This window comes from Cellulomonas oligotrophica (assembly GCF_013409875.1).
Classification (GTDB): Bacteria; Actinomycetota; Actinomycetes; order Actinomycetales; family Cellulomonadaceae; genus Cellulomonas; species Cellulomonas oligotrophica.
The window spans coordinates 3,002,317-3,026,352 of record NZ_JACCBK010000001.1 but is presented as its reverse complement, the minus strand read 5'-3'; the positions used below and the strand labels follow the sequence as shown (position 1 = coordinate 3,026,352).

Genomic DNA, 24,036 nt, shown 5'->3' with positions numbered 1-24,036 from the left:
GCCGTCAGCGTGCCGGCCACCCGAGGTGCGCGCCGGTAGGTCAGACGCCGACGCCGCCCGAGCACGGAGCTCCGGGCTCCGGTGCCTGCTCGCTCTCGAGGTACCGGACCAGGAACGGCTCGAGCCGATCATCCTGCACGGACTCGACCTCGAGCTGCACCCCCCAGGCGGTCGCGACGACAGGAGCCGCGAGGTCCGTGTACGGGGTGACGAGGAGGTACGGGTTGTTCTCGGAGAGGTCCCGCAGGCGGTCCCTGTCCGCGGCGCTGACGTCGTCGCGGTAAGCGACCCAGACGGCGCCGTGCTCGAGGGAGTGCACCGCGTTCTCGTCGCGCACCGATTCGGTGTAGAAGCCGCAGTTCTGCGGGATCTCGTCGTGGTCGCCGCCGATCGGCGGGAGCACGCCCCGATCAGCGTCCGTCGCCGCCGTGCCCGAGTAGTCGACCTCTCCGGGCACGTGCCCGGACGCTGCGACCTCCGCCTGCTCCTCGCCCTCGATCGGGCGGGCCGCTGCGTCCGCGACCTCGGCGTCACGGCGCAGCTCGCCGGCGATCACGAACGTCGTCGGCGCCGCGACGGCCAGCACCACGACGGAGCTGACGATGACCCAGCGGCGGGTCCGCCGTCGCTCCGCAGCCCGCTGCTCGGCCTTGATGACGGCGAGCCGCGCCTCCCGGTCCTCTCGTGCGCTGGTCCGCTTGCTCACTGCACTCCTCCTCCGTTGCACGACATCGCGGTCACCGCGCCGTCGCGTGGACGGCACACCGTCGAGGTACCCGGCGCGGCTGTGGCACGGCGCACCGGAGTCTCGAGGCGGTGCGAGTCTTCCGGGCGCACATCGCGGAAACGATCACGCTCTCGTCAAGGTCCGATGAAGAGTGCAGGTACCGCGCTCAGTTGGCGCGCTGCCATCACGCCCGCCGACGTCGCAGCTCGGCGGTGAGCTGGGGCAGCACGGTGGAGAGGTCCCCGACCACGCCGAAGTCGGCGAGCTCGAAGATCGGGGCCTCCGGGTCGGTGTTGATCGCGACGATCGTCCCTGCCGACTGCATGCCGCTGCGGTGGTGCACGGCTCCGGACACCCCGGCGCCGATGTAGAGCGCGGGCGCCACGGCCACGCCGGTCTGCCCGATCTGCGTCTCAGCTCCGATCCACCCCTCGTCCGTCGCGACGCGTGTCGAGCCGACCGCACCACCCAGGACGTCGGCGAGCTCGCGCACGGCGCTGAAGTCCCCCTCGGTGCCGCGCCCACCGGCCACGACGACGCGGGCGCTCGCCAGGTCCGGCCCGTGCGAGGTGGGGCGTGGAGTGCGTTCGAGCAGTCGCACCCCGTGGACGTCGGCGGCGCCCCCGGAGTCGTGCGGGCGGACCTCGGGGACGAGTGCCTCCTGGACAGGGCTGGGGGTCACGGCGCCTGCGGTCATCGCGATGACGGCTCGTGGGCGGGCCACCTCCACGCGCGCGGCCCACGTCGCTGCGAAGGCGTGCACGGTGGCCTCGATCTGCGCGTCGGCGCCGCGCCGCACGGCGACTGCGTCGACGACGAGGCCGGCTCCGAGCGTCAGCGCCGTCCGCGCGGCCACTTCCTTGTGCCGGGTCGACGAGGACAGCAGGACCGTGTTCGCCAGGGCGCTCTCGGCTACCCCGCCGAGCTCGTGGGCGACGACGGCCGGCAGCTCGGCGCCCGCGTGCGGCGCTGCCAAGTGGTGGACGATCTCGGCTCCGTGCGCTCCGAGCGTGCGGATCGCACCGTCGTCGGGATGGTCCCCGCGCCACAGGGCGTGCACGGTCCCGAGGGTCCGCGCGACGGTGAGGAGCTCGAGGGCGGTGTCGACGACGATGCCGTCCCTGTGGTCGACGAGGACCAGGACAGGCCCTGCGTGGGTGCGCTCCGTGGGTGTCATGTCCGGTGCTCCTTCAGGCGAGGTTGTTGTCGACGAGGTAGGCGGCCAGGCGCAGCCCAGCGTCCCCGGAGTCCGTGAGCAGGACCCGGTTCTGCCGCGGCGGGCGCGCCGTCGCCTCGATGACCCGAGTCCTGGCCGCAGCCGACCCGACCTCGGCGGGCGCGACGCCCAGGTCGGTGGTCGACCACTGGACGACCGGGGTCCTGCGGGCTGCTGCGATGCCCTTGAAGCTGGGGTACCGCGGTTCGTTCGCCCGGTCGGTGACGCTCACCACGGCCGGCAGCGGTGCCTCGAGCACCTCGTGCGCCTCGTCCAGGTGTCGCTCGACGCGCACCCGGCCGTCGGCCACCGACACGCTCGCCGCCGACGTGAGCCCGGCGACCTCGAGCTCGACCGCCAGCAGGCTCGGCACCACGGACGTCATGCCGTCGAGGGAGGCCATCCCGGTGAGCACCAGGTCCACGGGACCGTCCTGACTGATCCTGCGGATCGCAGCGGCCAGCACGTGCGCGGTCGCGAAGGCGTCCGAGCCGGCCAGCGCGTCGTCGACCACGTGCACGGCCTGCCTCGCGCCGACCTGCAGCCCTCGCCGCACGGCGCTCTCGGCTGCCGGAGGGCCCATCGTCAGGACGACGACCTCTCCGCCGACCTCCTCGGCGAGCACGAGTCCCGCCTCGAGGGCGTGCTCGTCGAGCTCGTTGAGCGTGCCGTCGTCCTCTGTCCGGTCGACCCGGCCGTCTGCGCGGAACGTCCGGTCCGCCTGGACGTCCGGCACGTGCTTGACGCACACCACGATCCTCATCAACGACTCCTCCGGAATGGGACGGAGCAGCGGCCGGCACGGGAAGTCGGCTTCCCGGGGCGCACGCTCGAGCGAGGAGAAAGTAAGCCGTCCGGGGTCCGCCAGGGTTCAACTGGGCCCTTCTTGATCGCAACTTCAGACAACCTTCATCAGTGCATTCGTGCATTCGGCGCACACCCGCCGAAGGTCCCATGCACGGGCTCGTCCTCCCGGCGATGCTCCAACGGTGAGCCTCGACGACGGCGCCGTCCCGCCGCCGACGCGATCCGCCTCATCGACACGCTGTGGCTCGACCAGGACGCCGTGGTCGCCGCGTTCGAGGTCGAGCACACGACGTCGATCTACTCCGGCATCGTCCGCATGCTCGACCTCGCGCTCTCCGGCGACCCGGACTCCGTCCCGGACCTCTACCTGGTGGCACCTGACGACAGGGAGAACGACGTGCGGGCTCAGCTGACCCGGCCGGCGTTCGGCCCTGTCGCGAACCTGCGTCTGCGGTACCTGCCGTACAGCCAGCTCGCGGAGCACCGCGGTGCCATCGGGCGCTTCGGCTCTGGGCTGCGCCGGCTGAACGAGATCATGCGTCGGCTCGGCTGACTCCCGGCCTCGCGTCGGCGTGACCTTCATCGAGCGTTGATCGTTCCTCCATCGGGATCACCGCACGCCACACGGATGCTGGGTGCATGGACCCCGTCATGCACGAGCCGGTCGTCGCTCTCGAGCCGGTCGCACCCGAGCGCGGAACGCCCGGGCGCCGATCCGGCGCGCGGACCCTGTGGACGGCCCTCAACGGTGCGCTGGGGGCCGTCTCCGGTGCCGCACCACACGTCCTGCACCACGTGGGTCCGCTGGTGGGCACGGCGCTGGTGGCAGGAGCGGGTGGCACGCTCCTGTTCGGAGCGCTCGGTCTGGCGTTGTCGGTCCCGTTCCTGATCCGACTGCACAGGCGCTTCTCGAGCTGGTGGGCCCCCGCCGTCGCGCTGCTGGTCTTCGCGGGGATGTTCGCCCTGTCGACGTTCGTCGTCGGCCCTCGGCTGAGCGGAGCCGAGACACCGGCACCGGACGTCTCACCGACGGAGCACACGAACCACCACGGCACGGCGCCGGACTGAGTCGCGAACCGCTCCGTACGTGCGGGGGCGTCCGCCGCGCGACCTCTCAGTCGGCGGGAATGCGGCTCTTCGGACCGATGAAACCTGTTGATGAAACCTTCGTAGAACGACAGCCGGACCTTGACAGGCGCCCGAGATGCTGTGTGCGCCCGGACACGGGCGGAGGAATGCATGCCCCCCTCCCCGATCGCTCAGGAAGCAGTCGCGATGCAGCCCGTCCTCTTCACCTTTCTTGGCGTGGAAGTCCAGAGCTACGGCGTCAGCAAGGCGCTGGCAGCGCTGCTCGCCGCGTACCTGCTCGGCCGCGCATTCACAGCGCGCGGACTGGATCGTGATTCGGCCCATGCGCTCGTGATGTGGGCCACCGTCTGGGGCTTCGCCGGAGCCAAGCTCTACTACGTGCTCGAGCAGCTTCCGTCCGTGACTTTGCACGACTTCGGTGGCATGGGGTTCACCTGGTACGGCGGGCTGCTCGGAGGTGTCGCGGCGGCGCTCGTCGTGATCCGGCGCCACCGTCTGCCTCTCGGCGTCGTCGCCGGGGCGACTGCCGTCCCGCTGGCGCTGGCGTACGGCGTCGGACGTCTCGGGTGCCTGCTCTCGGGTGACGGGACGTACGGGAAGCCCTCGACCCTTCCGTGGGCGATGACGTTCTCCGACGGCGCGGTCCCCACCGACGTCCCAGTCCACCCGACCCCTGCCTACGAGGCGATCGCTGCGGTCCTCATCGCAGGGGTGCTGTGGGCACTCGGCAGACGCGCGACGGGACCGACGGTCTTCGGCGCGTACCTGGCGCTGTCCGGCGTCGCTCGTCTGCTCGTGGAGGAGCTGCGCATCAACGACCCCGTCGTCGCCGGTCTGACGCAACCACAGCTGTGGTCCTTGCTCAGCATCGTGGTCGGCATCGCTCTCACCGTCCGCGCGGCTCGTGTCGTCAGCGCGCGGCCCGCAGCCCCGTCGCCCACGCCCTCGCCGGACCTCGTCACCGTCACCGCGGCTCGACGAGAGCCCTGACGCCGGGTTGCGACCTGGTGGCGCGCCGTCCTGACCCGGAGCGCCCCCGACCCCCAGCCGCCGGCCGGCCGCCATCCCCCCTGGCGGCCGGCCGGCTCGTCGTCTCGGCCGAGTGCTTCATCGAGCCTTCACAGCGAATCGACAGGGACTTGATGCTGCACGGCGATGCTGGTCATGGCACCACCCGGTGCCCCGGCTCCAGGAGCAGACATGGATGCGTGGTACGCCAGCGGCGCAGTCGCGGGGTGGGTCGTGATCGCGTTCGTGGTGGTCGTCCTCGGGGTGTCCGTCTGGGCAGTGACCCGGCTCTTCCCCGGAGCGCGCGAGGACGAGAGGTCCGCGCTCGACGCTCGGCTGCTCGCCGGCGAGCTCGACGCGGACACCTACCGGCGGGTGCTCGACGACCACACCGAGCGGCCCCACGGGTCTCGGACGTCGTAGGACGCGTGCGTACCTGCGTGGGCGGGGGGCTCGATCACGCAGCCGGCAGCAGGACCGTGAAGGTGCTGCCCTGGCCCGGCCCGCCACTCGCCGCCCGGATGCGCCCGCCGTGCGCCTCAGTCAGCGCCTTGCAGATGGCCAGCCCGATCCCCGACCCGCCCCGGTCGCGCGAACGAGCCGTGTCGACGCGGTAGAAGCGTTCGAACAGGTGGGGCAGGTGCTCCGCGGCGACGCCCTCACCGGTGTCCTCGACGCTCAGCTCGACAGCGCCGTCGGGTGCCCGGCGCGCGCTCACGACGACCAGACCACCCGTCGGTGTGTGCCGGACGGCGTTCGCGACGAGGTTGTCGAGGACCTGCGCCATGCGCAGCCGGTCGACCAGCACGGCCGGCACGCCCGCGGTGACGTCCGCACGGAGCGTGACGCCGTGCTCGGCGGCTCGGCCGTGAGCCGCCTGCACGGTCGCCATCGCGAGCTCACCCGGGTCGACCCGCTCGCGGTCCAGGACGAGCGCGCCGCTCTCGGCCTGCGTGACGGCAGCGAGGTCCCGCGACAGGTGCGTCAGGCGTGCGGTCTGCTCACGCAGCACCTCCGTGGTGGACGCGTCGAGCACCTTCACGCCGTCCTCGATCGCCTCGAGGTAACCCGCGATCGTCGCGACCGGTGTGCGGACCTCGTGGGCGACGTCGGCGAGCAGGCGCGCCCGCAGCCTCTCCCCCTCCTCCAGCCGGTCCGCCATGCGGTTGAACGACGCGACGAGCTCGTCGAACTCGGATCCCATGCGCGGAGACGGGACGTGCGAGCCGTACGCGCCGTTCCCCACCCGCGACGCCGCGGAGGACAGGGACCGCAGCGACGCGGCGACGCGACGGGTGAGGAACACGCTGACCACCAGCGAGGCGATCACGGCGGCGGCCAGCGCCAAGGAGAGCGAGAGCACGCTCGCCGCCTGGAACGCCTCCTCCGCGTGCAGGACGGCCTCGTCGTAGTCCTCGAGCCCTGCCCGGATCATGTGCTCGTGGAACAGCGCGGGCCCCACCACGACCGCGACGGCCCACGCCGTGGCGATGCCCGACACCATCACCAGACCGATCGCGACCAGCAGACGCGCGGCGAGCCCGCCGGAGGCCAGCCCGCGCCCGCGGACGCTCACTCGCCCGTACCCAGCCGGTACCCGACACCGCGCACGGTGCGGACGAAGCGCTGCCGGTCGGCGCTGTCACCCAGCTTCTGCCGCACGTGCAGGACGTGCACGTCCACGAGGTGCTCGTCGCCGACCCAGGTGGGGCCCCAGACGACGTCGATGAGGGCCCGACGGGTGAAGACCATGTCCGGGCGGGAGGCGAGCGCGGACAGCACGTCGAACTCGGTCCGAGTCAGCGGGATGAGCTGACCGTCGACCGTCACCTCCCGCCCGACGGGATCGAGGGTGAGCGCGCCGACGGTTGTGACCGGCCCCGTCGCCGACGGCCCCGGCGCCACCTCGGCGCGTCGCGGCCGCCGGAGCAGCACCGCGATCCGGGCCATGAGCTCGCGCGGGCTGAACGGCTTGGTCATGTAGTCGTCCGCTCCGACGGACAGGCCGATGAGGGTGTCGACCTCCTCCGCGCGGGCGGTGAGCATGAGCACGTAGCAGTCGGAGAACGTGCGCACCTGCCGGCAGACCTCGACGCCGTCGACGCCGGGCAGCCCGAGGTCCAGCACGACGACGTCCGGGTCGACCTGTCGGATCAGCTCGACGGCCTGCGCGCCGTCGAAGCACAGGTGCACCTCGAACCCGTCGCGCTCGAGGTAGCCGGCGACGAGGAGCGCGAGAGGTTGCTCGTCGTCGACGACGACGGCACGGCGCGCGGCGCCGCTGGGCGTTGAGGGGGTACTCACGGACCCATTGTGGTGTCGCGGCCGCGGTCCGCCAGGACGTTCATGGAACCTTGATCGAACGGCGACCGCCCTTGCAGGAGAGCGCGGCGAGGCTCGGGTTGTCAGATCAGGACACGTCAGGAGTCACCGTGCGCCCCGAGACCGCCCCGCCCGTCGTCACCGTCGTGCACGCTCCCGCGTGCCACTTCTGCGTCGACGCGGACGACGTCCTCGGCGAGCTCGCGGACGAGCGCCGCATCGACCTGCGCCGCGTGGAGATCGACTCGCCGGAAGGTCGGACCCTCGTCGCACAGCACCGGCCGCCCATGAGCCCGCTCGTCCTGCTCGACGGCGCGTTCTTCAGCTCGGGCCGGCTGCCGCGCAAGAAGCTGGTCCGCGCGCTGCAGGCGGCCGAGCTCGCGACGGGTCCCGGGGCGGCCTGACATGGGCTCCGAGCTCCTGACGACGGGCAGCATCCTCGCGGCGTTCTTCGCCGGTGGAGTCGCCCTGTTCGCCCCGTGCTGCATCGTCTTCCTCGCGCCCAGCTACCTCGCTGGAGCGATCAAGAACAGCCGGTGGCGCCTGCTGCCGCTGACGTTCGTGTTCGCCGCCGGTCTCGCGCTCGTGCTCGTTCCCATCACGCTCGGCATGAGCCTGATCGCGGGAGCGATAGCCCGCTACCACGCCCCGCTCTACTACGCCGGGGGCGCACTGATGATCGTCCTGGCCGGGCTGGCGCTGTCCGGACGGATGTGGTCCCTGCCGTCCTTCCTGCGCGCGCCGGACACCACGGGCGGCGACACGGCGAGCTTCTTCTCCCTCGGGGTGTTCTCCGGCATCGCGTCGAGCTGCTGCGCACCGGTCCTCGCCGGGGTCATGACACTCTCGGCGCTCTCCGGATCGCCGGGCGGCGGCTTGCTGCTCGGGCTCGCGTACGTCTTCGGGATGGTCTTCCCGCTGTTCGTGATGGCGCTCGTGTGGGACAAGGCCCGCCTGCGGGACAAGAAGCTGTTCCGCGCGAAGCTCGTGCGGATTCCTCTCGCTGGCCGGACGCTCGTCACCAACACGGTCAACGTCGCGGTGGCGATCGGGTTCGCCGTGATGGGCGCCTTCGTCATCGCGCTCGCCGGGAGCACCCAGATGACCGGCGGCTCGGCCGTCCAGGACTCTGCGAGCCGCACCCTGACCGACGTCTTCGGGGGCGTCCAGCAGTGGCTGTCCCCCGTCCCGGAGCCGGTTCTCGGGCTCGCGCTGCTCGTCGTCGCCGCCGTGTTCGTCTGGGCGACGCTGTCCGAGCGCCGACGGCCCACCACGCCGAAGGCACCGACCGAGGAGACCCCGGTGATCCCCTCGTGCCACACCGTCCCGACCCAGGAAGAGACACACCGATGACCTCCGCCAGCGCGGCCCGGCGCCTCCACGACCGACAGCTCGCCCTCCACAAGGTCGAGCGCCAGCAGGCCGACCTGCGCCGGCGCCGGCGCCGGACCTGGACCATCTGGGGCGCCTCGCTCCTCGTGATCCTGGTCGCCGTCACGGCGGCCCTTCTGAGCGCACGTCCGGCGGTCACCAACGAGACGCGCACGGCACCGGGGTTCACGCTCCCGACGTCGGAGGGAGCGACGGTCTCCTTGTCCGACTACGCGGGCTCACCGGTGGTGCTCTACTTCAACGAGGGCGCGGGTTGCGACGCGTGCCTCATCCAGATGCAGAAGATCGAGCAGGACCCCGCGTTCGCCGAGGCCGGCATCACCGTCCTGCCGATCGTCATGAACACCGCCGAGCAGATCAACGCCGACCGCGAGCGCCTCGGTGTCGAGGCACCCTTCCTCCTCGACGACGGGACCGTCTCCGGGGCGTACGGAGTCCTCGGGACCGGCATGCACGAGGGCCTGCCCGGTCACGGCTTCATCCTCGTCGACGCCGACGGGACGCAGACCTGGGCCGGGAACTACCCGTCCATGTGGCTGGAGCCCGCCGACCTCCTCGAGGAGGTCACGAGCCGGCTCTGACGCTGAACCCCGCAACCCCCACGCACCACCTCTCGCACGGATACGGAGCTCCCACCATGACCTGCTGCAAGGACACGGCCACAGCCGACGTCACTCCCACCTCGCCCGCCACCGAACCGGCAGCCCACGGCTGCTGCGGCGGCGCCTTGAACGCCGTGCAGGAGGCTCCCGATGCCTGCTGCGCGAGCACGTCCACGGCCTAGGTCTCACCACGCCGGGCCACCGCACCACCGAACCACCAGGAGGACCCATGACGAACCGCACACGACGCCGTACAGCCGCCACGGTTGCGGCCGCCGCACTGGCCCTGGGCCTCGCGGCCTGCTCCAACGGGACCGAGGCGGGCACGAGCCCCACGGGTCAGGAGACCTCCGCGACCGCTGAGTCGTCGACCGAGGAGACCGCGCACAACGACGCCGACACGACGTTCGCCCAGATGATGATCGTGCACCACGAGGGCGCGATCGAGATGGCGCAGCTCGCCGCGGAGAAGGCCGCGACGCCCGAGGTCCAGGACCTCGGTGAGCGCATCGCCGCGGCGCAGGGCCCCGAGATCGAGATGATGGCCGGGTGGCTCGAGTCGTGGGGCGAGGAGCCCGTCGCCGACGCCATGGACGGCATGGAGGGGATGGACCACGGCGGCATGGACATGGAGGGCATGAACCAGGAGGAGGTCATGTCCGAGCTCAGCTCGTTGTCCGGCACCGAGTTCGACACGCGGTTCCTCGAGCTCATGATCGACCACCACCGAGGCGCCATCGAGATGGCCGAGACCGAGCAGGCGGACGGGGAGAACCCGGACGCGCTGGAACTCGCTCAGAAGATCGTCGATGACCAGACCGCGGAGATCGCGAAGATGGAGACCCTTCTGACGCAGCTCTGACGATGCAGCCGCCGCATCTCTCGGACCACCCGCAACGAACCGGGCGAGGTCCCAGGGGTGCGGCGGTCGCGTCTGCGCCGGTGCTGGGTGTTCCCTGCAGAGGGGGCGCGCGGTGGCCTCGCGTGCTGCGCACCCCCCGTCCGGACGGCTTCTTCGAAGCCGTGCGCCAGGCAGCTGGCCTGGACGTCAGCGCCGCGGACAGCGTCTTGCAAGCGGGTGGGTAGACCCGGCGCGGCGTCGTGACGTGTCCTCAAGAGGTGGTGACACCTGGACTGAACCTGCAAGGTGCAGGACTCAGCCGGGGCGACGTCTGGAGATGGAGATGACCTCAGGGCCTTCGCGTCCGCAGGACCCGGTGACGTGGCTCGCGTCGGGGCCGTCGCTGGAAGAGCTGCAGGCGGCGTACCCGGAGGAGTGGGGCGCGGTCTCCCAGCGGCTGCGTCGCGCGTCAGCCGGCGGGCCGGCGGAGCTGCGTGCGGTCGTGGCCGAGGCGAGGACGCCGGCCCCGGCGACGCCAGGACGCCGGCGTCCTGCCCGGCAGCTGGTCGGTGAGGAGGTGCGCCGGCAGATGCTGCTGCACGCGGTGAAGCGGGTCTCATTCCAGGTGGAGACCGGCGTGAGGGAAGGGCCGGTGCGGTTCAACACCCTGAACGGGCGAGCAGCGCAGCGGCTGTTCTTCCTGCGCGGTCTGGAGCGGCGCCCGGTGTCGATGGCGGCTTACGGGCTGGTCTGGCCGCTGCTGACGCAGCGCCGGTTCCTGATGCCGCTGGTCCGCCCGAAGGGCATCTACTGCTTCTACTCCTCAGCGTTGATCGCACGACTGGCGGCGCTCATCGGGGACCGCGCCTGTGTCGAGATCGCGGCCGGGGACGGGACGCTCTCGCGGTTCCTGTCCGACCGCGGGGTGAACGTCACGGCTACGGACGACTACAGCTGGGACCACGCGATCGACTATCCAGAGCACGTCCTGAAACAGGATGCGAAGGCGGCACTGCGCACCTACGCCCCACAGGTGGTGGTGTGCTCGTGGCCACCGCCGGGCAACCCGTTTGAGCGCGCGGTGTTCGCGACCCCGAGCGTGCAGCTGTACGTGGTGATCGGGACGAACGAGCACGGCAGCGGGAACTGGGCGGACTACGCAGCTCAGCAGGACTTCGAGATGACGCACGACCGTGAGCTCAGCCGCCTGGTCCTGCCCCGCGAGCAGGACAACGTCGCGCTCGTGTTCCGCCGTCGTCCGGATCAGGCACCCAGCACCGATACGGACCCAGGACGCTGAGCACGCGAGCCGGGCACGCGCGGTCCGTCAGGTGAGCTGGTCGAACCAGGCGGTGACGAGGTCCTCGAGGGCGTCGGCGTGACGGCTCGCACGGCCTCCTCATGGTCCGATGCCGGCTCGGCGAGAATCGTGCTGGTGCTCGCGTTCTCGACCGCGCCTCGCAGCACGTCGACCTGGTCGGCGGGCAGACCGGGACAGTAGAGGTAGGCGGCGTACCCACCGACCAGGGACTGCCCGAAGCTGCGTCAGACCGACGCGACCGCCTCGACCGGACGCCGGTCAGCACCGATCGTCCGCGCTGCCCCGTCGACGGAGACGGCGCGGAAGCTCCGCAGCCGCAGGCTGTTGGTCACCACGAAGACCGACGAGAACGCCATCGCAGCGCCCGCGATCAACGGGTTGAGCAGTCCCGAGACCGCGAGCGGGATCGCTGCGACGTTGTACGCGAACGCCCAGAAGAGGTTGCCCTTGATCGTGGACAGCGTCCGCCGGGACAGGCGGACGGCGTCGACCGCGGCCCTCAGGTCGCCGCGGACCAGGGTCAGGTCGCTCGCCTCGATCGCGACGTCCGTGCCGGTCCCCATCGCGATGCCCAGGTCCGACTGGGCGAGTGCAGCGGCGTCATTCACGCCGTCGCCCACCATGGCGACCACCCGGCCGGCGTCCTGCAGCTCCCGCACGACCCGGACCTTGTCCTCGGGCATCACCTCGGCGACGACCTCGTCGATCCCGACCTCCGCGCCGATCGCGCGGGCCGCACGCACGTTGTCGCCCGTGAGCAGCACCGGACGCAGTCCCAGCGCCCGGAGCTCGGCGACCGCCTGCCGCGACGTGGGCTTGAGCGTGTCCGCGACGACCAGAAGCCCCCGCAGTGCGCCGTCCCAGCCGACGGCCACGACCGTCCGCCCGGCCGACTCCGCCGCCTCGAGGTCGGCGCGCAGGCCGGCCGCGAGGTGCTGCGCCCATTCGTCGGCCATCCACGACACGCGTCCCGCCGCCACGGCGTGCCCGTCGACGATGCCGGAGACCCCGAGCCCTTGGCTGTTCGAGAACTGCTCGACAGCCGGCAGGACGACGTCCAGCTCGCGGCGCGCCCCGGCCGCGATGGCCCGCGCGATGGGGTGCTCGGAGGCGTCCTCGAGGGCTCCTGCGAGCCGCAGCACGTCCTCGCGCGCCGTACCGGCGGCGGGCCGGACCTCGACGAGCTGCATCTGCCCGGTCGTGACCGTCCCGGTCTTGTCGAGGACAACGGTGTCGACCTGTCGAGTGGATTCCAGCACCTCCGGGCCCTTGATCAGGATCCCGAGCTGGGCACCCCGACCGGTGCCCACCATGAGGGCGGTGGGCGTCGCCAGACCGAGTGCGCACGGGCACGCGATGATGAGGACGGCCACGGCCGCGGTGAACGCCGCCTCGGCGCCGGCTCCGGTTCCGAGCCAGAACCCCAGCGTGGCGACGGCGAGCGCGATGACGATCGGCACGAACACGGCCGAGATCCGGTCTGCGAGTCGCTGGACGGGGGCCTTCCCGGTCTGTGCCTCCTCGACCAGGCGGGCCATCTGCGCGAGCTGGGTATCGGCTCCGACGCGGGTGGCCCGCACGAGCAGCCGACCGCCCGCGTTGACCGTCGCGCCGACCACGGTGTCGCCCGGCCCGACCTCGACAGGCACCGGCTCACCGGTGAGCATGGAGGCGTCGACGGCGGACGCCCCGTCGACGACGACACCGTCGGTCGCGACCTTCTCGCCGGGGCGGACGAGGAACTCGTCACCGACGCTCAGGTCGTCCACCGCGATCCTGAGCTCGACGCCGTCGCGCACGACCGCGACGTCCTTGGCGCCGAGCTCCATGAGCGCCCGGAGCGCGGCACCGGAGCGCTTCTTGGCCCGTGCCTCGAAGTAGCGACCGAGCAGGATGAACACCGTGACGGCTGCGGCGACCTCGAGGTAGATCTCGTGCCCACCGCCGCGACGGTCGGGGACGAGGTCGAAGGCCATGCGCATGCCGGGGCGGCCCGCTGCCCCGAAGAAGAGAGCGTAGAGCGACCAGCCGAACGCGGCCAGGACGCCGACGCTGATGAGGGTGTCCATCGTCGCGGCGGCGTGGCGTGCGTTCGCCCACGCGGCGCGGTGGAACGGCCACGCGCCCCAGGCCACCACGGGCGCGGCGAGCGTCAGGGACAGCCACTGCCAGTTGTCGAACTGCAAGGGCTCGACCATCGACAGCGCAAGGACGGGCGCGGTGAGGACCGCGGACAGCACGAGCCTGTGCCGCAGCGCCGCCGTCTCGTCATCGCGGGACACCGTCGCCGAGTCGGCAGCAGCGACCGGCTCCGAGCGCGTGACCTGGCGCTGCCGTGCGGTGTAGCCGGTGGCCTCCACGACGGCGACGGCGTCCGCGAGGGACGTGCCCTCGGGCAGCGTGACCTTCGCCTTCTCCGTGGCGTAGTTGACGCTGGCCTCGACGCCGGGCATGCGGTTGAGCCGCTTCTCGATGCGAGCGGCGCAGGACGAGCAGGTCATCCCGCCGATCTCCAGCTCGATGGCCTCGGCCACGGGGGTATCTCCGTTCTGGTGGGTCAGTCGTGGTCGGCCGGCATGTCGCCGGTCTGGTTCACGGTGGTGGGCGATTCGTCGATGCCGATCGGCCCCACTGCGGCCCCGACGCCGAACCCGGCGCCCAGGGCCGCAGCGAGCGCGAGGCCGAAGCCCGCGAGCCGTCCGGCATCGTTCATGCCGACTCGCCCACCAGCTCGTACCCCGCCTCGTCGACGGCCGAGCGGACGTCGTCCAGCGGCAGGGGTGCGCTGCTGCTGACCGTCACTCGGGACGTGCCGCCCTGCACCAGGGCGACGTCGACGTCGCTCACGCCGGCCAGCTTGCTGACCTCCGTGGTGACGGACGAGACGCAGTGGCCGCAGGTCATCCCGGTGACCTCGTACGTGGTGGTGCTCATGTCGTGCTCCTTCGCTGGTGAGTTGTGTGCTGAGGTTGTCGCCGTACCCCGACGGGTAGCGGCTGGTCCGGTCGGCGAGTCTGACCACCCGGGGGGAGCCGGGCACTGGGCTCCGTCGACCCGGTCCTACGCGCCGTGGTGGTGGCCCACGCGGTCGTTCGTGCCGTCGCGTGGGGGCGCGCCCGTGTCGGCGCCCTGGCTGCCGTGGCCGGAGCGCATCCCGAACATCATCGCGACCATCATGAGCGGGCACGCGAGCAGGACTGCGTAGCTGAGCGCGTCGCCGGCCGACCTGCCCATCAGCAGCAGGACGCCGAACAGCACGACGGCCGTCAGCACCATCCACTTCACGTGCCCGAACCCGCTGTGGTTCATGGTCTCCACTCCTTCGCTTCCGTCGTGCGTTGGCTGTCTGCTCCCGGCGTCGACGCCCCGACCGGACGGCTCCGCCTGCGCCCAGCGTGCTCGCCGAGGTGCCCAGGTTCCGCTGAGACCGAGTCAAGAACCGCTGAAGAATCGGCGGACCGCTCGCGGCGCACGGGCCGGGAGCGCCGGCCGGCGACGGAACTGACGCGCCGGCCGGGCGCCTCAGTGGTGTGCGGCGTGCGCGGCCGCTTCTGCGCCGCTCCGGACGGGCTCGGGGCGAGCGCTCCCCGTGACCTGCGGTGACGGCAGCCTCAGCCGCTTGAGCAGGAGCGCGTTGACGGCCACGATGACCGACGAGCCGGACATCGACAGCGCCGCGATCTCCGGGCTGAGGCTCACGCCGAACTCCGGGTAGAACACGCCGGCGGCGATCGGCAGGGCCACCGCGTTGTACCCGATCGCCCAGCCGAGGTTCTGCCGCATCTTGCGGAGCGTCCCCTTGCCGATGCGGAGCGCGACCGGCACGTCGAGGGGGTCCGAACGCATGAGGACGATGTCAGCCGTCTCGATGGCGACGTCGGTTCCCGCGCCGATCGCGATCCCGATGTCCGCGCGTGCCAGGGCAGGCGCATCGTTGACCCCGTCGCCCACCATCGCCACGCGCCTGCCCTGCGCCTGGAGCTCGGCGACCTTCGCCGCCTTGTCCCCGGGCAGCACCTCCGCGATCACCGTGTCGATGCCGAGCTGGTCGGCGATGCGGCGCGCCGTCGCCTCGTTGTCCCCGGTGAGCATGACCACCTGGATGCCCGACTCGTGCATCGCCGCGACCGCCGCAGCCGAGGTGTCGCGCACCGCGTCGGCCAGGGCGACCACGCCCACCGCGTGGCCGTCGACGGCCACGACCACCGACGTGCGCCCGGAGGCCGCGAGCTCGTCCCGTCGCGCCGCCAGGTCGCCCAGCTCGACACCCTCGGCCGCCATCAGCCGGCGGTTCCCGACCAGGACCCGCCGCCCGTCGACCGTCGCCGTCGCGCCGTGGCCGGGCACGTTGCGGAAGTCGGTCGCCGTCAGCACGGGCGCACCTGCGGACTTCGCGTGGCCGACGATCGCGCGCGCGAGCGGGTGCTCCGACTCGCGCTCCACCGCACCAACGAGCGCGAGGAGCCGGCCCTCGTCGATCCCGGCGGTGATCACGTCGGTCACGGCGGGCTCGCCCTTCGTCAGCGTGCCCGTCTTGTCCATCACCACCGTGTCGATCCGGGCGGAGGTCTCGAGTGCCGAGGCGCTCTTGAACAGCACGCCTCGCTTCGCGCCCAGACCGGTGCCCACCATGATCGCCGTCGGCGTCGCGAGTCCGAGCGCGTCCGGGCACGTGATCACGACGACGGTGATCGCGAACAGCATCGCGGTGGGCACGCTTGCCCCGGCGGCCAGCCAGACGAGGAACGTCCCGGTCCCGCCGGCGAGCGCCACGAGGACCAGCCAGAAGGCCGCACGGTCGGCGAGCCGCTGACCCGGCGCCTTCGAGTTCTGCGCGTCCTGGACCATCTTGACGATCTGAGCCAGGGCCGTGTCGGCGCCGACCTTCGACGCCCGGACACGGAGCGTCCCGGTTGTGTTGATGGAGGCACCGATGACCTCGGAGCCGGGGGACTTCGCGACCGGCATGCTCTCGCCGGTCACCATCGACTCGTCGACCTCCGACTCGCCGTCCTCGACCGTGGCGTCGACCGGGATCTTGGCGCCCGGTCGCACCAGCAGCAGGTCGCCGACGACGACCTCCGAGGTCGGGACCTCAGCCTCCACGCCGTCGCGCAGCACGACCGCCTTGGCGGGCGCGAGCTCTAGGAGGGTGCGCACGGCGTCGTTGGCACCGCCGCGCGCCCGCATCTCGACCCAGTGCCCGAGCAGGACGAAGGTGGTCAGCACTGTCGCGGCCTCGTAGAAGACGTCGCCACCGCCGCTGAGCGTCACGGCGACGCTGTAGACCCACCCGGTGCCGACCCCCACCGCGACGAGGACCATCATGTCGAGGGTCCGTGCCCGCAACGCGCGGACGGCGCCGTCGAAGAAGATCCAGGCGGAGTAGAAGATCACCGGCAGCGACAGCACCAGGGCGAGGACGTCGTCCCGGAGCCCGAACGGGGTCGGCGCGGTGAAGCCCAGCACCTCGCGGCCGATCGGTGACCACAGGGTGATGGGGATCGACAGGAGCAACGCCAGCAGGAAGCGGTTGCGCATGTCGCGGGCCATGCCCTCCATCGACCCGCCACCATGGTGGCCGCCGTGGCCCATCGCGTCGTGCGGTGACATCCCCGTGGGCTGACCGTCGTGAGCAGACATGTCGTGCGCGCCGCTCGGACCGTGGGGAGCGTGCCGCGCGTGGGCGTCGTGCGTCGCGTGCGCGGCCGGGGCGTCGTGCCCGTCGACGACTGCCGTCGGCTCCGACATGGGGTCGCACACGTGGTCCGGGACGGCCTGACCGCTGCAGTGGTAGCCGCAGTCACGGACCCAGCCGGTGAGCTGGGCCACCGAGGTGAGCGCGGGGTCGTACGTCACGCTGGCTGTCTGCGACACCGCGTTCGCGTGCACGTCCACGACTCCCGGTCGGCGAGCGAGCGTCTTCTCTACCACCGCCTCGGACGTCGCCCAGTGCAGGCCGCGAACGTCGAGCACCGTGCTCGGACTCGTCATGTCGAACCTCCTCCACGCATCGCGCGCGGGCGGCACCGAGCCGCCTCGTCGTGCACCCCGTACCAGGCGGCTCGGCCGATGCCCGCGGAGCGCACCTCCGAGTGGAGTCGCTTCGCGCCGCTTCGGCTATACCCCTGGGGGGTATTGTCACCGTACGCCTTCAAGCGGACCCGGACGATGAAGATCTGGTCAAGGTTGCGGCGGCGGACGATGCTCGGCCGTCGCATGCAGTCCGCCCGTCGAAGGTTGTCGTGACGCGGCACCTCCACACCCGGACGACGCGGGGGACTGCTGCAGGATCGGTTGACACCGTGACCAGCCCTGCAGCAGTCCCTACCCAGCCCGCTCAGGTTCAACCTCTCGACGCACCATCTCGAGCACCTGCGACAGGTCACTCAGCCCTACTGCGTCACCGAGCAGGCGCTAGGTGCGGGCGACGAGCGGATCAACCTCACCCGCGAGATCGGTCCATGGAACACCAGCCCACGCGTGCCCCGGCGGCCGCTGCGCCGTCGGGTGAACCAAGTCATCGACCGCTGGATCGAGCGGACCGAGAACTCGTGAACTGGGTCGCCGCCACGTGATGGCAAGAGCACCCTGCCTGCCGAGGGGATCGTGTAGCTGGCAACGCAGGTCGCCGCTCGAAGCGACCGGGCTCGATGTGGATTCGGGCGGGGCCTTCCCGAGGATCGCGAAGGCCCCGCTACGAGGGAGCCGGAGGCGGGAATCGAACCCGCGACAACTGTTTACAAGACAGTTGCGTTACCACTACGCCACTCCGGCGCGTCGCCCAGACCGGACGACAGAGTGACACACACCTTAGCGACCGCCTCCGACTCGACGTCCCGCGGGAGTGACACGCAGGCGGAGTGACACGCTAAAACGCGGCAAAAAGGCGACTGCTCTGGCCAGCTGAGCTAAGGAGGCGAGGCGCCCAGCGTACCGACGCGGGGCGCACGCGGGTGCCGCCCGGTCGGGGCGGCACCCGCGTCGGGTGCTGCGGGGCGTCAGCCCTTCGCGGCGACGGCCTCCTCGATCGCGGCCGTCAGCGGGCCGGTCGTGTAGAGGTCGCCCTCCCACTTGGTGCCGTCGACGAGCACGGTCGGGGTGCCGAGGGAGCCGCCCAGCTCGGTGCTGGCCTGCGCCGTGGCGGCGGCGATGAACGGGGCGAACGCGCGCCAGGTGCCGGTCTGCTCACCGTCGGCGGTCTCGTAGGTGCCCTCGACGGTCGTGGTGAAGCCCTCGGTGACGGCCGCCGGGACGCCGACCTCGACGGCGATGTCGGCGATCTCCGCGTCGGTCAGGCCCGTGGTGCCCTCCTCGGGCTGGTTCTCGTAGAGGGCGGTGAGGAACGCGACCGCGTTGTCGGAGTCCTCGTCGGCGACGACGGCGAACGCGTTGGCGGCACGGGTGGAGTACGCCGCGCCCTTGGACTGCCCGTCGAGGAACGACAGCGGCTTGTAGAGGACGGTCACGCCCTCCTCGGCGGACAGCCGCTCGAGCTCGGCGCCGTTGGCCTCGTCGAAGAGCCCGCAGTAGGGGCACATGAAGTCGAAGTACACGGAGACGACGACGTCGTCCTCGCCGGCCGTGCCGATGCCGGCGGCGGAGACGGGGATGCCGCCGGTCTCGTCGGCGACGGACGGGGACGTGACGTCCGCGAGCGCGGGGGCGGTGACCTCGGCGTCGGCGGAGCCGTAGACGACGTCGCCGTACATGGCGGCGGTCTCCTGGCCCTGGCGGACGACGCCGACGACGACGGCGACGAGGGCGATCACGGCGACGGCGAGGCCGCTGATGGCGACGATCCGGTTGCGCCGGGCGCGGCGCTCCTGCTCCTGCTTGAGGGCGAGGGCCTTGGCTCGGGCCTCCTCGCGGCGCTGGTTCTTGGTGGGACGGGGGTCGGTGCTGGGCACGGGTGCTCCTGGGTGGTGGGTCCGGGTGGTCGGGTGGTCAGACCACCGCGGGCGGACCCCGGTGCGGTCGCACGAGCACGAGACCCCGGTCGTGGCGCACCCGCACGGGCGGGGCGGGCGGGGCGGGGCGGGCGGGGACGACGAGGGGTGCGGGCGTGCTCGTGCGGGCCGGCAGGCCGGCGCGGAGCAGGGCGCGGGCGGCACGGACGGCCCGGTGGGCGCGGGCCCCGAGGCCGACGCCGGTGCCGGCGAGGAGCACGTGGGCGAGGAGCACGGGGACGACGACGCCGAGCACGACGACGGCTCCGCGCGAGACGTCGCCCAGCGCCCAGGCGCCGTCGGGGCAGTCGGCGCCCGACTCCAGCACCGCGAGGCGGACGCCGGCCAGCGCGAGGGGTCCGTCCGCGCGCACGCACTGGTGCATGACGACGCGGCCCTGCGCGGACAGCGCGAGCCCGGCGGCGAGCGCGGCCACGGGGGCGAGCAGCAGGAGCAGGCGGGCGCGCGCGAGCACCCCGGCGGGTGTTCTCGGCGCGCGCACGAACCCACCCTAGGCGCTCGGCCTGAGTGGCGGCAGGGCCTTGCGGTCCCGCCCTACGGGCTGGGCAGGCGCGGCGCGGTGAACGGGTCCCAGGTGGTGCCCGTGCCCTGCTCCAGGTGGGCGCCGAGCACGGCGGCGGCCGCGAGCGCGAGGATCACCACGACGGCGGCGCCGGGGCGGCCGGGGGCGACGAGCGCGAGCGTGCGGCGCGCACCGGTGCGGGTCATGCGCGAGAGCGGCCCGAACCACAGCACGAGCACGCCGAGCAGCACGGTCGCGCCGACGAGGAGCTGGGCGGTCAGGCCGGCGGGCTCGTCGCCGAGCTCGACACCGTCCGGCTGCCACGTGCCGGAGCCGATCAGCCACCAGACGACGCCGAGCACGATGACGACGACGCTGGCGGCGACGACGAGCGAGGGCAGCAGCCCCACGAGGGAGCGCAGCAGGTACCAGGGCGAGCTCGCGACGGCGATCGGCACGTCCGAGCCGCGCACCCCGCGCCGCTCGCGGCGGTCGTGCATGGCCTCGACGGTCGCCCCGACGGTGCGGGCGACCACGACGAGCACGAGCACGACGGCGAACGTCACGACGGGCGCGAGGGCCCCGGCGCCGAGGACCACGAGCGCAAGGGCGAGCAGGCCGCCCCAGCGGCGGGCGGCGGCGGGGCGCTCGTACCCGGAGCCGTCGGGCTGCTCGGGCTCCGAGGCGTCGAGGTCGTCGGAGATCCAGTCCACGCCGTCGGGGTCGGCGGGGTCGTGCTGGGCGGTCGCGTCGTCGTCCCAGACCTCGGTGGGCGCCTCGTCGGCGGCGGGCGGGACGGACGGCGGGGCGGACCCGGCGCCGACCGGGACGGCCACGGTGTGCCCGTCGTTGGCGGCGGGCTGCGGCGGTGCGGGCGCAGGGGGCGCCGGGGGCACGGCGGCGGGGGCGGCGACCGCCTCGGTGGGGGCGGCCGGGGGCGGCGGGGCGGGCACGGCGACGGTCGCGACGTCGTCGGGCGGCAGGTCGCCCTCGGCAGCGACGGTGGTCAGCGCGGCGACGACGTCGGCGGGGTCGGTGCGGTCGGCCGGGTCGGGGCGCAGCGCGCCGCTGATCGCCGCCGCGGTGAGCGGCCCCACGCCGGCGAGGTCGACGTCCCCGGCGCGCGCCCGGGTGAGCACGGCCTCGAGGGGGCGGGAGCCGAAGGGGTCGCGGCCGCTCGCGGCGAACGCGAGCAGCGCCGCCCACCCCCACATGTCGGTGGTGGGCCCGGGCTCGCCGCCGTCGAGCATCTCGGGGGCGAGGTAGCCCGGGGTGCCCATGACCAGGCCGGTCGAGGTGAGGTTGGCGTCGTCGTCGACGCCCTGGGCCAGGCCGAAGTCGATGAGCACGGGGCCGTGGTCGGTGAGCAGCACGTTCGAGGGCTTGAGGTCGCGGTGCACGACCCCGGCGGCGTGCACCGCGTCGAGCGCGTCGCGCAGGCCGGAGGCGAGCTCCAGCAGGGCGTCGGCGTCGAGGGGGCCGTCGTCGCGGACCCGCTCGGCCAGCGTGGGTCCGGCGACGAGCTCGGTGACGAGGAACGCCTCGGTGGAGTCGGCCTCGGCGTCGAGGACCGCGGCGACCGCGGGGTGCCGCAGCTTCTGCAGGGCCTGCACCTCGCGCATGAGGCGGGCCCGCGCCGCGGCGTCCGAGCCCACGTGCGGGTGCAGCAGCTTGAGCGCGACGACGGTGCCGCCGCCGTCCGTGGCGCGGTAGACCGTGCCCATGCCGCCCGAGCCGAGGGGGGCCACGACGGTGTACCCCCCGACCTCGGTCCCCGGTTCCAGGCCGATCCGCTCCATGCCCCGAACCGTATCCGGCGGTGACCTGCCGCACAGCGCAGCGACACCCGGGGCGGGGTGCGGCACCTGCGGCTAGGGTCGTGACCAGCCATCCGAGGAGTTGATCCACCGTGCCCGAGCAGGTGCCGACCGACGGCCAGGACCTGGTCGTCGTCGCCAACCGTCTCCCCGTCGACGTGAGCGTCGGCGAGGACGGCGAGACCACGTGGACCCGGTCCCCGGGCGGTCTGGTGACCGCCCTGGCCCCCGTCATGGCCCAGGCCGACGGTGCCTGGGTGGGCTGGGGCGGCTCGCCCGGGCTCGAGCTGGAGCCGTTCGACGTCGACGGCACCCGGCTGGTGCCGGTGATGCTGACCTCCGACGAGGTGGAGCGGTACTACGAGGGCTTCTCCAACGACTCGCTGTGGCCGCTGTACCACGACGTCATCGCGCCGCCGACGTTCCACCGGCAGTGGTGGGACGCGTACCAGCGCGTGAACCGGCGGTTCGCGCAGGCCGCGGCGTCGCAGGCCGCGTACGGCGCCACGGTCTGGGTGCACGACTACCAGCTGCAGCTCGTGCCGGCGTTCCTGCGCGAGCTGCGACCCGACCTGCGCATCGGGTACTTCCACCACATCCCGTTCCCCCCGCTGGAGATCTTCGCCCAGCTGCCGTGGCGCCGGCAGGTCGTCGAGGGGCTGCTGGGTGCGGACCTCGTGGGCTTCCAGCGCGGCGGGGACGCGTCGAACTTCGTGCGCGTCGTGCGCCGGTTCACCGACCTGACCACGCGCGGGCAGGTCGTGACGATCGGCGAGGGGACCGACGCCCAGCGGCACGTGCGCGCGGCCGCGTTCCCCATCTCGATCGACTCGACCGCCTTCGACACCCTGGCGCGCACCCCGGCCGTGCAGCAGCGCGCCATGGAGATCCGCAAGGAGCTCGGCGACCCGGAGATCCTGCTGCTCGGTGTCGACCGGCTCGACTACACCAAGGGCATCCGGCACCGCATCAAGGCGTACGGCGAGCTGCTGGAGGACGGGCGCCTGTCTCCCACCGCGACGACGCTCGTGCAGGTCGCCAGCCCCAGCCGGGAGAACGTCGGCGCGTACCAGCAGCTGCGCGACGAGGTCGAGCTGCTCGTCGGGCGCATCAACGGCGACTACGGCCAGGTCGGGCACGCCCCCGTGCAGTACCTGCACCAGTCGTTCCCGATGGAGGAGATGGCGGCGCTGTACCTCGCGGCCGACGTCATGCTCGTCACCGCGCTGCGCGACGGCATGAACCTCGTCGCCAAGGAGTACGTCGCCGCCCGCTCGGACGACCGCGGGGCCCTCGTGCTCAGCGAGTTCACCGGGGCCGCCGACGAGCTGCAGGGCGCGATCCTGGTGAACCCCCACGACATCGCGGGCACCAAGGACGCGATCACGTACGCCGCGCACCTGGACCCGCGCGAGTCCCGCAAGCGCATGCGCCGGCTGCGCCGCCGCGTGCTCTCGCACGACGTGCGCGCGTGGTCCGAGCAGTTCCTGGCCGTGCTGGCCGCCGTCCCGAGGAGCGGCGAGTGAACGCCGAGCCGCGCGACGCCCGCGCCCTGACCGACCGGCTGCACGCCCTCGCCGCCGACGCCGACGCGCACCCGCTGCTCGTCGCGCTCGACTTCGACGGCACCCTCGCGCCGCTGCAGGACGACCCCTCGGCCTCGCGCATCCTGCCCGCCGGCGTCGACGCCCTCGCCACGCTCGCCGGTCACGCCGGCCTGGAGCTGGCGCTGGTGTCAGGCCGGTCGATGGCCGACCTGCAGGCCCTCGCGCAGGTGCCCGCGGGCACGTTCCTCATCGGCAGCCACGGCGCGGAGCGCGCCCGCGTGACGACCTTCGGGCTGGACCGCGACGTCGTCGAGCTCACGCACGCGCAGGCCGACCGGCTCGCGGCGCTGGGCGCCCGGGCCGCGGCCGTCGCCCGGGGCCGCGACGGGGTGTGGGTCGAGACCAAGCCCACCGCCGTCGTCGTGCACACCCGCCTCGCCGAGCCCGACGTCGGCGCCGAGGCCGAGGCCCAGGCCCTCGCGCTGGGCACCGAGCTGGGCTGCGGCACGCTGCACGGCAAGGACGTCGTCGAGCTCACGGTGCTGCCCGCCGACAAGGGCACGGCCCTGCAGGCGCTGCGCGGCGAGCTCGGGGCCCCCGTGGTCCTCTACGCCGGTGACGACGTCACCGACGAGCACGCGTTCGCCGCGCTCGGCGCCACGGACGTCACGGTCAAGGTGGGCGCCGGGCAGACCGCCGCCGCGTACCGCGTCGGGTCGCCCGACGCGGTCGTCGCGGTCCTCGCCGACCTCGCCGCCACCTGGGACCGGTGACCTCCGGGGCGTCACGGTCCCGGCGGGCGGCAGGGTGATCTGTGCCATACTGACCACGACCGAGAGGGGACTCCCCGGAGCCCGCTCTCGATCCGTGTCAGC

Annotated in this window: 24 protein-coding genes and 1 tRNA gene; 11 read left to right on the top strand and 14 right to left on the bottom strand. The window is 72.7% G+C overall.

The annotated features are described in order from the left end of the window. Positions 1-40 precede the first annotated feature (40 nt). From BKA21_RS13815 to BKA21_RS13805, 3 genes are all read right to left on the bottom strand, one after another. Positions 41-706 carry a thioredoxin-like domain-containing protein gene (locus BKA21_RS13815; RefSeq protein WP_140459645.1) on the bottom strand — a complete coding sequence of 222 codons (666 nt, stop codon included), beginning with the start codon at positions 704-706 and terminating at the stop codon, positions 41-43. Positions 707-911: 205 nt separating this feature from the next. Then, complete coding sequence (locus tag BKA21_RS13810) at positions 912-1,904, bottom strand: electron transfer flavoprotein subunit alpha/FixB family protein (RefSeq protein ID WP_140459644.1); 993 nt, start codon at positions 1,902-1,904, stop codon at positions 912-914. Positions 1,905-1,917: 13 nt separating this feature from the next. Next, a complete protein-coding gene (locus BKA21_RS13805) occupies positions 1,918-2,706 on the bottom strand; it encodes an electron transfer flavoprotein subunit beta/FixA family protein (RefSeq protein WP_140459643.1) in 789 nt (262 codons plus the stop codon). Between BKA21_RS13805 and BKA21_RS20400 the strand changes: the two genes are divergently transcribed. The 4 genes from BKA21_RS20400 (at position 2,587) to BKA21_RS13785 (ending at position 5,270) form a co-directional block, all read left to right on the top strand. Further along, positions 2,587-3,303, top strand: a complete 717-nt coding sequence (locus BKA21_RS20400; protein WP_505661163.1) for a type II restriction enzyme NmeDI-related protein — start codon at positions 2,587-2,589, stop codon at positions 3,301-3,303. The two genes, BKA21_RS13805 and BKA21_RS20400, sit on opposite strands and share 120 nt — an antisense overlap. 86 nt (positions 3,304-3,389) lie before the next feature. Continuing rightward, a complete protein-coding gene (locus BKA21_RS13795; RefSeq protein WP_140459642.1) occupies positions 3,390-3,818 on the top strand; it encodes a hypothetical protein in 429 nt (142 codons plus the stop codon). Positions 3,819-4,025: 207 nt separating this feature from the next. Continuing rightward, the gene (locus BKA21_RS13790; protein WP_140459641.1) at positions 4,026-4,829 is read left to right on the top strand and encodes a prolipoprotein diacylglyceryl transferase; all 804 of its coding nucleotides are present in this window, start codon (positions 4,026-4,028) and stop codon (positions 4,827-4,829) included. A gap of 210 nt (positions 4,830-5,039) precedes the next feature. Continuing rightward, on the top strand, positions 5,040-5,270 hold the full coding sequence (locus BKA21_RS13785) for a hypothetical protein (protein ID WP_140459640.1): 231 nt from the start codon (positions 5,040-5,042) through the stop codon (positions 5,268-5,270). Positions 5,271-5,304: 34 nt separating this feature from the next. Here the strand turns inward: BKA21_RS13785 and BKA21_RS13780 are convergent, their stop codons facing one another. Further along, the gene (locus BKA21_RS13780; RefSeq protein WP_239072990.1) at positions 5,305-6,423 is read right to left on the bottom strand and encodes a sensor histidine kinase; all 1,119 of its coding nucleotides are present in this window, start codon (positions 6,421-6,423) and stop codon (positions 5,305-5,307) included. Next, positions 6,420-7,151 (bottom strand): response regulator, encoded by a 732-nt coding sequence (locus BKA21_RS13775; protein WP_140459639.1) that lies wholly within the window; start codon positions 7,149-7,151, stop codon positions 6,420-6,422. Before BKA21_RS13775 ends, BKA21_RS13780 begins: the two co-directional genes overlap by 4 nt. A gap of 128 nt (positions 7,152-7,279) precedes the next feature. On the opposite strand from BKA21_RS13775, the gene BKA21_RS13770 reads away from it, so the two are divergent. The 5 genes from BKA21_RS13770 (at position 7,280) to BKA21_RS13750 (ending at position 11,304) form a co-directional block, all read left to right on the top strand. After that, positions 7,280-7,573 (top strand): glutaredoxin family protein, encoded by a 294-nt coding sequence (locus BKA21_RS13770; RefSeq protein ID WP_140459638.1) that lies wholly within the window; start codon positions 7,280-7,282, stop codon positions 7,571-7,573. Position 7,574: 1 nt separating this feature from the next. Further along, positions 7,575-8,522 carry a cytochrome c biogenesis CcdA family protein gene (locus BKA21_RS13765; RefSeq protein WP_140459637.1) on the top strand — a complete coding sequence of 316 codons (948 nt, stop codon included), beginning with the start codon at positions 7,575-7,577 and terminating at the stop codon, positions 8,520-8,522. Further along, the gene (locus BKA21_RS13760; RefSeq protein WP_140459636.1) at positions 8,519-9,142 is read left to right on the top strand and encodes a peroxiredoxin family protein; all 624 of its coding nucleotides are present in this window, start codon (positions 8,519-8,521) and stop codon (positions 9,140-9,142) included. Before BKA21_RS13765 ends, BKA21_RS13760 begins: the two co-directional genes overlap by 4 nt. Positions 9,143-9,392: 250 nt before the next feature. Beyond that, complete coding sequence (locus BKA21_RS13755) at positions 9,393-10,025, top strand: DUF305 domain-containing protein (RefSeq protein ID WP_140459635.1); 633 nt, start codon at positions 9,393-9,395, stop codon at positions 10,023-10,025. A 316-nt stretch (positions 10,026-10,341) separates the two neighbouring features. Continuing rightward, positions 10,342-11,304 (top strand): class I SAM-dependent methyltransferase, encoded by a 963-nt coding sequence (locus BKA21_RS13750; RefSeq protein ID WP_140459634.1) that lies wholly within the window; start codon positions 10,342-10,344, stop codon positions 11,302-11,304. A 245-nt stretch (positions 11,305-11,549) separates the two neighbouring features. On the opposite strand, the gene BKA21_RS13745 is transcribed toward BKA21_RS13750, so the two are convergent. From BKA21_RS13745 to BKA21_RS13705, 9 genes are all read right to left on the bottom strand, one after another. Then, entirely contained in the window at positions 11,550-13,826 is a 2,277-nt protein-coding gene (locus BKA21_RS13745) for a heavy metal translocating P-type ATPase (protein ID WP_203793563.1), read from the bottom strand. Positions 13,827-13,882: 56 nt separating this feature from the next. Next, on the bottom strand, positions 13,883-14,038 hold the full coding sequence (locus BKA21_RS13740; protein WP_170209049.1) for a hypothetical protein: 156 nt from the start codon (positions 14,036-14,038) through the stop codon (positions 13,883-13,885). Next, positions 14,035-14,259: a heavy-metal-associated domain-containing protein gene (locus BKA21_RS13735; RefSeq protein ID WP_140459632.1), complete on the bottom strand. Its 225-nt coding sequence runs from the start codon at positions 14,257-14,259 to the stop codon at positions 14,035-14,037. The genes BKA21_RS13740 and BKA21_RS13735 overlap by 4 nt, the downstream gene beginning before the upstream one ends. A gap of 126 nt (positions 14,260-14,385) precedes the next feature. After that, complete coding sequence (locus tag BKA21_RS13730) at positions 14,386-14,634, bottom strand: DUF2933 domain-containing protein (protein WP_140459631.1); 249 nt, start codon at positions 14,632-14,634, stop codon at positions 14,386-14,388. Positions 14,635-14,847: 213 nt separating this feature from the next. Next, on the bottom strand, positions 14,848-17,319 hold the full coding sequence (locus BKA21_RS13725; protein WP_140459630.1) for a heavy metal translocating P-type ATPase: 2,472 nt from the start codon (positions 17,317-17,319) through the stop codon (positions 14,848-14,850). Positions 17,320-18,031: 712 nt separating this feature from the next. Then, positions 18,032-18,102 (bottom strand) — tRNA-Thr (locus tag BKA21_RS13720). A 224-nt stretch (positions 18,103-18,326) separates the two neighbouring features. Then, a complete protein-coding gene (locus tag BKA21_RS13715) occupies positions 18,327-19,235 on the bottom strand; it encodes a DsbA family protein (RefSeq protein ID WP_140459629.1) in 909 nt (302 codons plus the stop codon). 37 nt (positions 19,236-19,272) lie between these two features. Further along, positions 19,273-19,776, bottom strand: a complete 504-nt coding sequence (locus BKA21_RS13710; RefSeq protein WP_140459628.1) for a hypothetical protein — start codon at positions 19,774-19,776, stop codon at positions 19,273-19,275. Positions 19,777-19,829: 53 nt separating this feature from the next. Beyond that, positions 19,830-21,596: a serine/threonine-protein kinase gene (locus BKA21_RS13705; protein WP_140459627.1), complete on the bottom strand. Its 1,767-nt coding sequence runs from the start codon at positions 21,594-21,596 to the stop codon at positions 19,830-19,832. 110 nt (positions 21,597-21,706) lie between these two features. Between BKA21_RS13705 and BKA21_RS13700 the strand changes: the two genes are divergently transcribed. Together BKA21_RS13700 and otsB are read left to right on the top strand one after the other, a co-directional pair. Then, positions 21,707-23,140, top strand: coding sequence for an alpha,alpha-trehalose-phosphate synthase (UDP-forming) (locus BKA21_RS13700; RefSeq protein ID WP_140459626.1), 1,434 nt, complete (start codon positions 21,707-21,709; stop codon positions 23,138-23,140). After that, complete coding sequence (gene otsB / locus BKA21_RS13695; RefSeq protein WP_140459625.1) at positions 23,137-23,934, top strand: trehalose-phosphatase; 798 nt, start codon at positions 23,137-23,139, stop codon at positions 23,932-23,934. The genes BKA21_RS13700 and otsB overlap by 4 nt, the downstream gene beginning before the upstream one ends. Positions 23,935-24,036 lie beyond the last annotated feature (102 nt).

Bases quoted from the DNA above. Each gene is read 5' to 3' on its own strand.
- BKA21_RS13735 (WP_140459632.1), bottom strand. From the start codon at position 14,259: ATGAGCACCACCACGTACGAGGTCACCGGGATGACCTGCGGCCACTGC.
- BKA21_RS13810 (WP_140459644.1), bottom strand. From the start codon at position 1,904: ATGACACCCACGGAGCGCACCCACGCAGGGCCTGTCCTGGTCCTCGTC.
- BKA21_RS13750 (WP_140459634.1), top strand. From the start codon at position 10,342: ATGGAGATGACCTCAGGGCCTTCGCGTCCGCAGGACCCGGTGACGTGG.
- BKA21_RS13745 (WP_203793563.1), bottom strand. From the start codon at position 13,826: ATGACCTGCTCGTCCTGCGCCGCTCGCATCGAGAAGCGGCTCAACCGC.
- BKA21_RS13730 (WP_140459631.1), bottom strand. From the start codon at position 14,634: ATGAACCACAGCGGGTTCGGGCACGTGAAGTGGATGGTGCTGACGGCC.
- BKA21_RS13725 (WP_140459630.1), bottom strand. From the start codon at position 17,319: ATGACGAGTCCGAGCACGGTGCTCGACGTTCGCGGCCTGCACTGGGCG.
- BKA21_RS13760 (WP_140459636.1), top strand. From the start codon at position 8,519: ATGACCTCCGCCAGCGCGGCCCGGCGCCTCCACGACCGACAGCTCGCC.
- BKA21_RS13795 (WP_140459642.1), top strand. From the start codon at position 3,390: ATGGACCCCGTCATGCACGAGCCGGTCGTCGCTCTCGAGCCGGTCGCA.
- BKA21_RS13740 (WP_170209049.1), bottom strand. From the start codon at position 14,038: ATGAACGATGCCGGACGGCTCGCGGGCTTCGGCCTCGCGCTCGCTGCG.
- BKA21_RS13805 (WP_140459643.1), bottom strand. From the start codon at position 2,706: ATGAGGATCGTGGTGTGCGTCAAGCACGTGCCGGACGTCCAGGCGGAC.
- BKA21_RS13705 (WP_140459627.1), bottom strand. From the start codon at position 21,596: ATGGAGCGGATCGGCCTGGAACCGGGGACCGAGGTCGGGGGGTACACC.
- BKA21_RS13755 (WP_140459635.1), top strand. From the start codon at position 9,393: ATGACGAACCGCACACGACGCCGTACAGCCGCCACGGTTGCGGCCGCC.
- BKA21_RS13790 (WP_140459641.1), top strand. From the start codon at position 4,026: ATGCAGCCCGTCCTCTTCACCTTTCTTGGCGTGGAAGTCCAGAGCTAC.
- BKA21_RS13785 (WP_140459640.1), top strand. From the start codon at position 5,040: ATGGATGCGTGGTACGCCAGCGGCGCAGTCGCGGGGTGGGTCGTGATC.
- BKA21_RS13765 (WP_140459637.1), top strand. From the start codon at position 7,575: ATGGGCTCCGAGCTCCTGACGACGGGCAGCATCCTCGCGGCGTTCTTC.